General features: G+C 40.2%; 11 protein-coding genes. 5 read left to right on the forward strand and 6 right to left on the reverse strand.

Annotation, left to right across the window (positions count from 1 at the left end):
* Window positions 1–64: 64 nt before the first annotated feature.
* The 4 genes from N780_RS13120 to N780_RS20075 all read left to right on the forward strand — a co-directional run bounded on the left by N780_RS13120 (window position 65) and on the right by N780_RS20075 (window position 2,644).
* Window positions 65–637 (forward strand): CYTH domain-containing protein, encoded by a 573-nt coding sequence (locus tag N780_RS13120; RefSeq protein ID WP_036784876.1) that lies wholly within the window; start codon window positions 65–67, stop codon window positions 635–637.
* A 146-nt stretch (window positions 638–783) separates the two neighbouring features.
* Window positions 784–1,188, forward strand: coding sequence for a globin domain-containing protein (locus N780_RS13125; RefSeq protein WP_036784878.1), 405 nt, complete (start codon window positions 784–786; stop codon window positions 1,186–1,188).
* A complete protein-coding gene (locus tag N780_RS13130) occupies window positions 1,185–2,078 on the forward strand; it encodes a ClpXP adapter SpxH family protein (protein WP_036784880.1) in 894 nt (297 codons plus the stop codon). The genes N780_RS13125 and N780_RS13130 overlap by 4 nt, the downstream gene beginning before the upstream one ends.
* Window positions 2,079–2,470: 392 nt before the next feature.
* Window positions 2,471–2,644, forward strand: a complete 174-nt coding sequence (locus tag N780_RS20075; protein WP_198135861.1) for a hypothetical protein — start codon at window positions 2,471–2,473, stop codon at window positions 2,642–2,644.
* A gap of 368 nt (window positions 2,645–3,012) precedes the next feature.
* On the opposite strand, the gene pepF is transcribed toward N780_RS20075, so the two are convergent.
* The 4 genes from pepF to mecA all read right to left on the reverse strand — a co-directional run bounded on the left by pepF (window position 3,013) and on the right by mecA (window position 9,324).
* Complete coding sequence (gene pepF / locus N780_RS13140; protein WP_052115067.1) at window positions 3,013–4,818, reverse strand: oligoendopeptidase F; 1,806 nt, start codon at window positions 4,816–4,818, stop codon at window positions 3,013–3,015.
* A gap of 372 nt (window positions 4,819–5,190) precedes the next feature.
* Entirely contained in the window at window positions 5,191–6,360 is a 1,170-nt protein-coding gene (locus N780_RS13145) for a competence protein CoiA (protein WP_036784885.1), read from the reverse strand.
* A gap of 567 nt (window positions 6,361–6,927) precedes the next feature.
* On the reverse strand, window positions 6,928–8,439 hold the full coding sequence (gene cls, locus N780_RS13150; RefSeq protein WP_036784887.1) for a cardiolipin synthase: 1,512 nt from the start codon (window positions 8,437–8,439) through the stop codon (window positions 6,928–6,930).
* A gap of 195 nt (window positions 8,440–8,634) precedes the next feature.
* Complete coding sequence (gene mecA / locus N780_RS13155; RefSeq protein WP_036784890.1) at window positions 8,635–9,324, reverse strand: adaptor protein MecA; 690 nt, start codon at window positions 9,322–9,324, stop codon at window positions 8,635–8,637.
* Between the two features lie 321 nt (window positions 9,325–9,645).
* On the opposite strand from mecA, the gene N780_RS13160 reads away from it, so the two are divergent.
* A complete protein-coding gene (locus N780_RS13160) occupies window positions 9,646–10,311 on the forward strand; it encodes a TerC family protein (RefSeq protein WP_036784893.1) in 666 nt (221 codons plus the stop codon).
* Between the two features lie 46 nt (window positions 10,312–10,357).
* On the opposite strand, the gene spxA is transcribed toward N780_RS13160, so the two are convergent.
* Together spxA and N780_RS13170 are read right to left on the reverse strand one after the other, a co-directional pair.
* Complete coding sequence (gene spxA / locus N780_RS13165; RefSeq protein ID WP_036784895.1) at window positions 10,358–10,753, reverse strand: transcriptional regulator SpxA; 396 nt, start codon at window positions 10,751–10,753, stop codon at window positions 10,358–10,360.
* 395 nt (window positions 10,754–11,148) lie between these two features.
* A complete protein-coding gene (locus N780_RS13170) occupies window positions 11,149–11,742 on the reverse strand; it encodes a GNAT family N-acetyltransferase (RefSeq protein WP_036784898.1) in 594 nt (197 codons plus the stop codon).
* Between the last annotated feature and the right edge of the window lie 467 nt (window positions 11,743–12,209).

Raw genomic sequence — 12,209 nt, forward strand, 5'->3', positions numbered from 1 at the left:
TTGCAATCTTTATCCCATTCATCAATAATAGAAATGGCAAATGAGCATTAATGGAGGAATTTGTATGTCACAAGAAATTGAAATCGAATTTAAGAATTTGCTTACAGAAGAGGAATATGAAGCACTCGTTACTGCTTTAGCCTTTTCCACTGAAGATCGCTTTACCCAAACAAACTATTACTTTGAAACTGATCAGTTTGATCTTAGAGAAAAACTTGCAGCTCTTCGCATTCGCAAAAAGGGCGATACGTGGACAGCAACATTAAAAGAACCACATGTTGACGGTCTTCTCGAAACGCATGATACGCTGACAGAAGAGGAAGCTTATAGATGGATGAATGAACAGCCCACAACTGCCCCTAATATAGAGGGTCAGTTAGCATCACTTGGTATCCCATTCAAAAACTTAAGCTTCAAGGGTGCATTGACAACTGAACGTATGGAGAAAAAGTACGATAACACGCTAGTCGTTCTCGACCGGAGCCACTTTAATAATGTTACTGACTACGAATTAGAGCTAGAGGCAAATAATGCGAAGCACGGACAAGCTACTTTTGAACAACTTTTACAAAAGCATAACATCCCATCACGAGAGACTCCTAACAAAATTCAACGTTTTTTCCAATCTCTACTATAAACAGATTTGTTGATTGTTTAAACATCCCGTTGCTACAATAAAATCAAACAAACAGGCGTGGTTCCCCTTATATAAGGGGGGCGGATCGCCTTCGTATGAAAGTGGCGGAATTCTGCCGCTAAAATAAAAGTAAATGAGGCATTCTTATGAATGATAATCCTGGTACGCTTTATGAAGCAATTGGTGGCCCTTCTGCTATTACAAAACTTGTAGAAGCCTTTTACAGCAGAGTTGCCAAACATCCAGATTTACAACCCATTTTTCCTGATGATTTCACAGAAACAATCCGTAAACAGGAACAATTTTTAACCCAGTTTCTCGGTGGACCTGCATACTATACAGAAGAACACGGGCACCCTATGTTAAGAGCCCGCCACTTACCTTTTGAAATTACACCAACCCGAAAGAATGCGTGGTTGTATTGTATGGATGGTGCGCTAGAAGAAGCTGAGATCGAAGAACCTTATAGAAGTGTTATCTTTGAACGCTTAACACACACAGCCAATCATATGATGAACACACCAGAAACAAGGAAAGGAGAATCGACGTGAGTTTTAAGGCAACTGGGGAAAACACTAACACGAACCAAACACCACAATCCCAGTATGGTTTTGTCGACCTTTTAAAGAAGCCGGTTGAGATCTACGTCTTTATCGATCCACTATGCCCTCAATGCTGGTCTTTAGAGCCATTTCTGAAAAAACTTACGCTTGAATATGGGAGATACTTTACCATTCGACCTATTATTAGTGGTAAGCTAACTTCTCTTAATGCAGAAGCCTTTCAAAAACCTGAAGACCTAGCGAAAGTATGGGAAAAGGTCGCTTCTAGAACTGGGATGAGCTGCGACGGTGATTTATGGTTCGAAAACCCTGTCTCCTCTCCTTGGATGGCTGCTTTATCAATCAAAGCCGCAGAGCTCCAAGGCAAGAAAGCAGGCATGCGTTTCTTACGCAAAATACAAGAAAACTTGTTCTTAAATAAGCAAAACATCTCAAACGAAGAGGTCCTGCTTCGTTGTGCTGAAGAAAGCAATCTTGACGTTGAAGAGTTCAAGCAAGACCTTCAATCTGATTCTGCCAAGCGCGCCCTTCAATGTGATCTTAAACTAACGCGCGAGATGGAAGTTGAGGAAATACCAGCCATCGTCCTCTTCAATCAGGAAGAGGAAGAAGAAGGCATCAAGATTACAGGTCTTTATCCTTACAACGTGTACGTGAATGTACTTCAAGAAATGATGCAAAAAGAACCTCCCGCCGCCACAAAACCGGCTCTTGAAGAATTCTTAAAGCAGTATCGTTTCGTAGGTACACACGAAATATCCGTCGTCTTCGACTGGAGCGAGTCGAAAACCGAGTGCGAAATGAAAAAGCTACAACTCAAACAAAAAGTAGAGAAACATCCCGTGAAATACGGTACGTTTTGGCGCTATATAAAATAATACAAAAAACCTTCTTTCTAATAACAGAAAGAAGGTTTTTTTGTGTTTTATTTATCTAACTATATTTTGTATTAAAATATTTAACTAATATGTCATTTCACATCGCATCCACCATTTTCCTTCAGCACATAAAAATAAGCCAGGCGGGGTAGGCCTGGCTTGATCTATGTCTTTATCTTTAAGACAAAGGGGGATGGGAGAAAGTTTCACGGTCAAACAAAGGGGTTATTGTTTGAATGTGATCCTTTTCACATATAAATATATCAAGTATCCCTATCGATATCAATATTTTTTTATCACCTTCACAAAAACGTCACATCTATCACCTATTGCTTGGAAAGTATGGGACATTCCTTACATAGACTAGAATAATACGTAATGGAGGTGCATTCATGAATTTATTCCCTTTATTCTGGATTATCGTTACTCTACTTGCTTTTGGGTTCAATTTATTAGGCCTCATGCGCCTCGTTCCTATACTCATTTCTATGCCTTTGTTGTTTATAGCGATCTACTTCACCATCTTCAGCTTCACCCACCGACGCTCTTTTAGAGGGTTTAAATAGTTTGGGGGCCGTTACGTTTAGAAGTGCTTGGGGGTGTCTGGGGAACGACTCGCTTTCCGCGGGCGAGCTGTCGAGCCTCCTCGTTCGCTGACGCTCTCTGTGGGGTCTCGTCAACCTCTTTCTCCCGCAGGAGTCTCCCCGTTCCCCAGACACCCCCTGGCCAAATATTGTACTTACGGCCCCGCAGTTTAACCAAAAGAGGAAGTTCGACTAAAAGCCCGTCACGTCATATGATAACGTCGAACGAATCCACATCGTGTGCAGCCACAGAAAAGCGCGTGTTCTCCCCCACCTTACTCTCCTCCCAAGCAAACAAAAACAATTATATAAGAACAAAAGGCGACTCCTGTGGGGAGTCGCCTTTTTTGTTATTGTTGTTTGATTAGTTTTTCGAACTCATCAAGTTTTTCTTCGAAGACGTCTAGTGCTGCTTCGATTGGTTCTTTTGAGGTCATGTCAACGCCGGCTTGTTTTAGGACTTCAATTGGGAAGTCGCTGCTTCCGGCTTTTAGGAAGCCTTTGAAACGCTCAACAGCTGGTTCGCCTTCTTTTTGGATCTGAGAGGCTAGGGCCGTGGCTGCTGAGTAGCCTGTGGCATATTGATATACGTAGTAGTTGTAGTAGAAGTGAGGGATACGGGCCCATTCTAATCCGATTTCATCGTCTACGACTACATTCTTGCCGAAGTACTTTTCATTTAAATCATGGTACAGTTCTGTTAAACGATCAGCGGTTAGGGCTTCACCGTTTTGTGCACGTTCATGGATGTCATGTTCGAACTCAGCAAATTGAGTTTGTCTAAAGACGGTGCCACGGAATCCTTCTAAGAAGTGATTCAGTAAATAGAGTTTATGCTTCTCATCGTTTGTGTTTTGTAATAAATAATCATTTAACAACGCTTCATTTGCTGTTGAAGCCACTTCAGCTACGAAGATGGAATAGTTTCCATATCGATACGGCTGTGTACTTGTTGTGTAGTAACTATGCATAGAGTGGCCTAACTCGTGAGCAAGTGTAAACAGGTTGTTTAAATTGTTTTGCCAGTTCATGAGAATATATGGATTTGTTCCATAGGTTCCGGAAGAATAAGCACCACTACGCTTCCCTTTGTTTTCATCCACATCGATCCAGCGGTTTTTGTAGCCTTCTTTAATGATTTCGGTATACTCTTCGCCGAGTGGAGCTAGTCCTTTTAACACAGTTTCTTTTGCTTCCTCATAAGGGATATCCATATCAACATCCTGAACAAGATCAGCATATAAGTCATACATATGAACGTCTTCTAGGTCTAGAATCTCTTTACGAAGCTCCACATAGCGATGCAAAGCTGGCAAACGATCGTTCACAGCTTCCACTAGATTGTCATAAACCTTTTCAGGGATATTGTTAGAATCTAATGCAGCCTGGCGTGCAGAATCATAGTTGCGAACTTTAGCATTGAAATTATGCTTCTTCACAACACCACTTAACGTTGAGGAGAACGTATTCTTAAAATCGCCATACGTATCGTACATGGCTTCAAATGCCTGCTTACGTACCGAACGGTCTTTAGACTTCAAAAAACGTAGATAGCGACCTTGAGTGAGGTCTACTTCATTTCCTTCTTCGTCTTTAAGAGTCGGGAATGTAAGGTCAGCATTGTTAAGCATTCCAAATGTTTGTTGTGGGTTAGACATAACCTCAGAAGCTTGAGCGAGCAACTCCTCTTCTTTCTCAGAGAGTGTGTGCGGACGAGAGCGCGTAATTTCATTTAACGCGTGCTCATACAGCTTCAGTTCCTCTTTTTCATTGAGGAATTTCTCTACAGTCCCCTCTTCCATTGCAAGGATCTCAGGATCAATATAACTCATCGCGCTACCTACTTGCGTAAGCAGACTTTCTGCACGGGTATTCATATCTTGATAATGTGAGTTCGTCGTGTCTTGATCATAACGCATGTGCGCATATGTAAATAATTTGCCTACACGATTCGCCACTTCATCCTGTAACTTTAGTAAGTTATATAACGTGTCCGCAGACTCATGTAATTTTCCTTTATATTCTTTAATTTGTGGCGTTAATTGCTTAACAGCTTCAAATTCTTCGTTCCATGCTTCATCTGTTGAAAAGATATCTTCGAGTTTCCAGGTCCGTTCTTCTGGTATTTCATCTCGTTTTGGTAGTTCTTTAGCCAATGGAATTCCTCCTTCAATTCTTGTCTATCATACATTTCTTTTTCGCGTCCCGAAAAACCTTTAAATATTCAGAAAAATTATTGTTTTTTCCTACTACCATTATACCCGAAACCTTTTTGATCATGCCAAGATGTTGCGTATAATAGGGGGATATTAATAGGATGTCCCGTTACGATAAAAGTGCTTGGGCTGGCTGGAGGACCACTCGCTTTCCTGCGGGAGTCTCGCAGTCCTCCAGCCAGCCCTGATCATAAATGGGTTAACGGACCTACGGACATAAATATCATCCAAGCTTTGAGTCTTCATACAAAAAGAGAAGGACGAAACAATGGTTTCGTCCTTCACATTTATTATGCGTTTGCAAAAAATAGTTTAAAGAAGCGAGTGATTTAAGAGTTCTTTCAAGACCCACTCATCTTGTTCTATGGCCTCATGAGCATTTTTGGGTATTAGAAGGTTCACCTGCTTTACATACTGTCCATTATTTAGTTTCTTCAAGTAACCTATTACGCATAATACATCTATATAGTGTTGGATTGGGTTTGGTTCGTTTCTTAATAAGGGGGCTTTTAGTTCTGGGGATTGGTTGAATGGGTAAACAGGTAAGGAGAAGGGTTCGCCTATGGGTCGAGGCTCGATCTCGTCGATTATAACCTTCGCTTGCCACTGATAGGGTGGGAGGTCGTATAAGAAGGCAAAGGGGACAGGTAGATGGATAAGAGAGGGTAATGTGCTTGGGTGTAAGCGTCTGAGATAAAGCCATTGCCTCCAAGGAAAGTCTGTGCTGCTTTTCATCTTTCCTGGCACTTGTTTTCTGAGCTTTTTCTTTTCTTTTAACCAAGATTGATAAACATACGAGGGAGAAACAGATTTAGGAAAAGATAAGATAGAAGCTAATGTACAAGTAGTATTAGTGAAGAAAGAGAGCTTTCCAATCGTTTTTCGGTTGGTCAGCAGTGTAGGGTGTGAGAAACGTGCAAACTGTTTTGTAGTGGAGCAATAAAACAATAGCATAGGATGCGGGGATGTCTTAAATTGTTGGAAGAAGTTCTTTTCAAAAGAGGTTAGCGAGAGCATATTGGTGTGTAATCGTTTAAGTCGATTCCCACCTAAAATCCAGAGCGGGATGATGCCTTCAGATTTATAACCTTCTGTACGCAATTTGATCATTTCCGGGGAAATACGACAACACTGATACTCGATTGCGACACGTTTCTTCCTTATCGTTAACAATAGATCAGGCCGCTGTTGTATAGAGGGTAGATAAGACTCGAGCTCTACATGATAACCCTGCAAACGAAGCCACTCATACAATTGCCACTTCCCCGCTTCATGATAAGCCCCCTCTCCTACATCATGAACATTACATTCCGAGCGAGGTTTGTGTGCATAATGGGGAATCATTTTAGAACCAGCCTTCAGAATAACTTCTTCAGAACAAGCCGGGCAATAAAACGGCTGACGTCTTAATTCATGAATCTCCTCCTTTGTGTATTTTGCTAAAACATATGACACACCACTTTGCGTAATAGCACTTAGCATAAATCACCTCCAGCTTATTCTATTCTTCACTTATGCTCAGAATCCTCTGTTGAAGTTTAATGTTGTTATTCTTTATAATAAGCTTGTTCAAAAATAGCGCAGGATTGTTGAAGACTCGAAACTGAGAGAATGTTTTCGTTAACTTCAATTGAGCATAAGGTGGGCCTGGAAACCACTCGCTTTCCTGTGGGGAGCTGGCGAGCCTCCTCAGCCGGCTTCCGGGGTCTCACCTAGAATAAAAGTGCAAGCGTGGTGCTAGGACCGTACGGATAAACGAAAACATGCCATGTAGGGTGACATCTAACCACCTGTTGTTAACTGCGGGACCGTTCACCCTTTTAATGTCAGGGCTTGTTCAGGGACTGCGAGACTCCCGCGGGAAAAGGAGCCAGTATAGTTCCGGCGTGGAGGCTTCCCAGCTCCCCGCAGGAAAGCGAGTTGTCCCCGAGCAAGCCCAAGCGCTCATAATCGTAACGGCCCTTTCCATACTAAAATGTCTCAGCTTTAAGTCTTCCATAACTACTATAAAGAAACCCTGATCCTCGGTGAGAATCAGGGTTATACCCGTTATAGAAGTGGCGACAGGAGGCGTGCGGTGGATTCCATAAAGCGTTTAGCCAATGCTCGCTTACGGAAATCCTCAAGGATAATTTGATTAGATGATTGAATGTCTAGCTCGTAATCGTCCACTAAGGTTTTCGTACTCTTTGTGCGATACAAGAACGCATTTACTTCGAAATTTAAATGGAAACTACGCATATCCATGTTTGATGTACCGATCGAGGCAAGTTCCTGGTCAATAATCATAATCTTGCTGTGCATGAACCCTTTATGGTACTCGTATATATTTACCCCGGCTTCTAGAAGTTCCGGGAAATAGGAACGGGAAGCATGGAAGACAATGCGCTTGTCTGGACGACTGGGCATTAGAATTTTCACATCTATCCCGCTTAGCGCGGCAGCTTTTAATGCTGTGAGGATATCTTCATCCGGTATAAAGTAGGGTGAAGCGATCCAAATGGAATGTTTAGCTGAGACGATCATGGAAAAGAATACGTGTTTAATGACTTCCCACTCATTATCGGGACCACTTGCAATCATTTGCACGCCGCCTAGATTATCACGCTCCACCAGTTGGGGCGATAAATACTCATTCGTAAGAAGCGCTTCATCCGTCATGTAGTACCAGTCTTGTAAGAAGATTAATTGTAAGCTGCGAACTGATTCCCCTTGAACGAATAAATGAGTATCACGCCAGAAGCCGTAGTATTCATGACGGCCTAAATATTCATCACCAATATTTAAACCGCCTACAAAAGCGGTGTTGCCGTCTACGACGATAATCTTGCGATGATTACGGAAATTAATCTTATTATTCAAGAACGGTAATTTAACAGGAAGGAACGGTTTCATTTCAACTCCTGCTTCTTTTAACTCTTCTTTATACTGACTAGAAAGTTTCCAACTCCCTACAGCATCGTATAAGAATCGGACTTTCACTCCACTCCGAGCCTTATCCATTAGAATTTGCTTAATTTCATTCCCAATGTGATCATGCCTGACAATGTAATATTCGATGTGAATATGGTGAGTAGCCTTTTTTAATTCTTTAAGAATTTCATCAAAGGTTTCATCTCCATTTGTTAATACTTTCGTTTCTGTTCTAAATGTAATCGGTGAATGTCCCAATCGTTGGGCGAGACGAACCAACAGTTTTTGGTGATCCCCCATCTGTTCAACCTGATAAGGCATTATATCCGTTTCGCCCTCAATCTTACGGAAGGCTTCCTCATCCAACGCTCCCTTTTTACGAAACATCTTTTTCTTTCGATAATTTTGCCCAAAAAGGATGTAAAAGAAAAATCCGACTATGGGCAAGGCTGCTAAGACGAGCAACCAAGTTAGAGTCTGTGTGGGATGACGATTTTCAAAGAAAATGAGTAAGCCAATAAATATGGCTGAAATCGTAAACAAGAGTGAAATGGCTCCAATAAGCCATCCTTGCCACAATTCTTTTGTTACATAGAATACTCCAATTAATATCCCCATAAAAACGAGAACCTGAATCCGTTTGAACATAAGCTTCGATTCCTTTCTCCAGCTGAAATCCCTTTTGCCCTTTTATATACGAAGGTTCTACTTCACTTGTTTCAATTATATGTACATAAAATAAAGGTCTTCCTTTTATTTTTCACGAGATAGCAAACCTTCATCCAAAAGAATGCTGTATAACGTATAAAAGAGCGGCTCCTTATAAAAGGTGCCGCTCATTTTTTACTTTGCCGGAAAGTAACTACTAATATGCTCTAGTGCATTTTCACTGAAGATCGTTTTACCGTATTCTTCTAAGCGATGAACTGTAAGTGGCGATTCATGGCCAAACTCTAGTAGTTGACTCAAAATATTCTCTTGAGATTCGTCGCTTAACTGCCCATCCGCAAATTGAACATATAGATAATAAGATCCATCAAAGTGATACAATTGATCTTCTACATATTGTTCATTCAAGAAGTAATGACTTAACTGGATGACATCTTCAAAGTCACGGAAGCCAATGACAAAGGATAAATTGTCGGATTCCACTGCTTCGTCTTCTCCATCCTGGTCTCCTTCTTGGTTCGCGTTTACTTCTTGATCAAGAAGAGATTCAAGCTTCTCATCGACAGGCATATCTAATGTCTTACCATCCTCTGTTGGTAATTCAAGTTTGTGACCATCCTTTGAAACTTGAGCTTTCGTTACAACAATTTCTAGCCCTTTATCCATGGCCTGTACTTGAATCCACAGCGGACCGTCTATATTAAAATCTGCTTCATCGTTTACTTCGTCCATCATTTGCCAGAAGAGCTGTTCACTTCTATCTCTATTGTACCAAATCTCTTCGCGGTCAAAACCTCGATCTTCAATATCAATGTAGGAAACATAGAACTTTACTGTGTTTTCATTAATGCGTTCGATTTCCATGGAACTCGCTCCCTTCTGTTGATTAGTTAAAGGTGGAAGGGAAAACTTCACCCTTTCAATATTGCTATTACTTTACCTTACCCTCATATGACTATTCTCAATCATTTGATGTGCTCTTGCTACGTTTAATACCATTTTATGATACTACCCTGCTAATTGAAAACAGAATTGCTCATAAAATTAAAAACAAACGAATGACCTAGACGAGATCCGTAATCATGATCTCCCATGGTTGTACATATAAGTAATAGTAGAGGGTTAGTTAATTTAACATTGTAGCTTATTTGGGCAGCTTTGTCACTAGAAGTGGGAGGTTTTTTTGTGGATTTTGAGATCATTCAATCTATTCTTATTATCGTTGGAATTGACTTGGTTCTAGGAGGGGATAACGCCATTGTGATTGCCCTTGCAAGCCGAAATTTACCGACTAGCCAGCGGAACAAAGCAATCTTACTTGGTACAGGCCTTGCTGTAGGGTTAAGAATTGTAATGACAGGAATAGCTGTCTTTCTGCTTCAAATTCCATTCCTACAATTTGTCGGTGGTGTCCTACTCGTTTATATCGCTATGACCCTAGTCACAGAGCAGGAAGATGGCCCTGAAATTCAAGCTCACACAACTCTTATGGCAGCTGTCAAAACCATTGTATTCGCTGATCTCGTAATGGGATTTGATAATGTGTTAGCCATTGCCGGAGCTGCTAGAGGGGAAGTCTACCTAGTTGTATTTGGCTTGCTTATTTCGGTCCCTATTATTATTTGGGGAAGTAAATTGATTCTTGCCCTAATGGAAAGATTCCCTTTACTTATATACATAGGGGCATCTGTACTCGCTTATACAGCAGCAGAAATGATATTAGGTGAAGCAACGTTACAGTACTTCTACAGCGGCTTCCCAATCCTCCACTGGATTATACCTCCCCTTACCATTGCAATTGTTATGGCTACTGGGATTTGGTACAACCTCCTGAAAGAACGTTCATCATAAAAAAATAAACCTGCATTCCTTATTTATGAGGACTGCAGGTTTTTGTTTAATTAACTAAGCGCTGAGCTTCTTGTAATTGAAATGTACGTACTTTTCTTGGAAGGAAACGACGGATTTCATCTTCATTGTATCCAACTTGGAGACGTTTCTCATCTACAATAATAGGTCTTCTAAGTAATCCAGGATGGTCTGCAATCATATCAAACAGCTCTTTCATTGGAAGCTGATCCAGATCTACATTCATTTTTTGGAAAACCTTAGAGCGAGTTGAGATAATTTCATCCGTGCCATCTTCTGTCATTCGTAAAACTTCTTTAATCTCATCAATTGTCAAAGGTTCTGAGAAAATGTTACGTTCTTGAAACGGGATTTCATGCTCCTCTAACCATGCTTTCGCTTTACGACATGATGTACAGCTTGGAGAAGTATAAAGTGTTACCATACAAGCTTCACTCCTCAATAGATTTATTACGAAAAAAGTACTTTTAATCGTTTATTAAATTAAAATTAGTTTAAATAAGTATCTAGTTTAAGTATACTATAGATGTTTTAAATTGGATAGATGCTATATATATATGTTTATTAAATTCCACAAAACTTATACAATATCCTCTGTTATAAGGGATATTCCACCTCTTCAATAGTATTAAACGTATTAGAAGCAGAAAAGTTTCAAAAAAATGAAGGTTAGTGGATATTTTTTAGATTACGCTTCATTAATCCCAAAATTAGAGCAGTCTGTTTTTAAGCCAGGAGCTTGTTAAAAACGATTTCATCTTCCCTATGTAAAAATAAAGCAAGCAGATTCAATCATTCTCTGCTTGCTTCATTTCAAAGTTAAGCGTTTTCAGGCTTTTTCAAAGCATTTAGAATGTTGTCCATATCTCGGTCTTCATCAAGCGTTAGCACTTCATCTACAGGCTGATAAGACTTCCCATACAACTCTTTATCTTTGTACGTGTGGATTTTTTGGTACATTTCTTTCATTTTCTCGTAAATGGAAGCTTCGGATTCGTGCTCAGGGGACCAGAAGAGGATTTCCATTTCGTTTAACTCATTTGTCGCAAGGGAACGACGAGCATAACCAATGGATTTTGCGTGTTCGAATCCTTCTTTTTGATAAAAGCGGAGGCGTTTTTCGGTGTCAGTATCGTCATAATCGACCGGTTCAACCTCAAGGATGATCGGCTTACCTTTTTCTTTCAATTTCTGAATTAACTTATGCCCAATTCCCTTCCCGCGCGTTTTCGCAGAAACCCAGACATAATCAATAAAGATGAAAGAATCAAACTCTGCATACATGAGGACATGTTCATCGCTCTCGTCCTTCTTGTAGACATCGCCTTGTTCTTTCAAAAGTCTTTCCATGTGTTCTCTAGACTTCATTTCTTCGATAGGAAAATACTTATTAAGCTTTTCATACCAATTCATTGATCTACTCCTTATTTTGTAGTCTTCTTTATTATAACGAATATTCTCCATTTTGTTAAATTTATCTTGGTCATGCCCCACGAAACTTGGAATACCCTCTGCTGATTATTATGAAACATCAAGTTGGTAATCATGCAAATTTGGGGTGTAGGGATGTTTGTTGTTAGAGGAAACAGCAGTTAGTAATGAAAAAGTCTAAATTGGTTCAACCATTACGTTTCTAAAACGAAGCTAGATCTACATTGAACTCCAATATATGAAAGCTTATGCGGAAGCTATTCGCTCTACAATCCACATAATCAAATCCATAAAGTTAGAAGATTCGCTTTATTTTGTTATAATTTTGTGCTAATATAATGCTCAAATGATTTAATTTTCTAACAATTCTGTAAAAAAGGGCTATTTGTACGATGTTCGTCTACTTATTCGGATGTCGATTTTCTTTTTTTAAATCCTTTTTCACTTTA

The organism is Pontibacillus chungwhensis BH030062, assembly GCF_000770675.1.
Lineage (GTDB): Bacteria > Bacillota > Bacilli > Bacillales > BH030062 > Pontibacillus > Pontibacillus chungwhensis.

What these genes read in the sequence shown, in the direction of transcription:
- N780_RS13120 (WP_036784876.1), top strand. Translation starts at nt 65, where the DNA reads ATGTCACAAGAAATTGAAATCGAATTTAAGAATTTGCTTACAGAAGAG.
- N780_RS13125 (WP_036784878.1), top strand. Translation starts at nt 784, where the DNA reads ATGAATGATAATCCTGGTACGCTTTATGAAGCAATTGGTGGCCCTTCT.
- N780_RS13170 (WP_036784898.1), bottom strand. Translation starts at nt 11,742, where the DNA reads ATGAATTGGTATGAAAAGCTTAATAAGTATTTTCCTATCGAAGAAATG.
- N780_RS20075 (WP_198135861.1), top strand. Translation starts at nt 2,471, where the DNA reads ATGAATTTATTCCCTTTATTCTGGATTATCGTTACTCTACTTGCTTTT.
- mecA (WP_036784890.1), bottom strand. Translation starts at nt 9,324, where the DNA reads ATGGAAATCGAACGCATTAATGAAAACACAGTAAAGTTCTATGTTTCC.
- N780_RS13145 (WP_036784885.1), bottom strand. Translation starts at nt 6,360, where the DNA reads ATGCTAAGTGCTATTACGCAAAGTGGTGTGTCATATGTTTTAGCAAAA.
- spxA (WP_036784895.1), bottom strand. Translation starts at nt 10,753, where the DNA reads ATGGTAACACTTTATACTTCTCCAAGCTGTACATCATGTCGTAAAGCG.
- cls (WP_036784887.1), bottom strand. Translation starts at nt 8,439, where the DNA reads ATGTTCAAACGGATTCAGGTTCTCGTTTTTATGGGGATATTAATTGGA.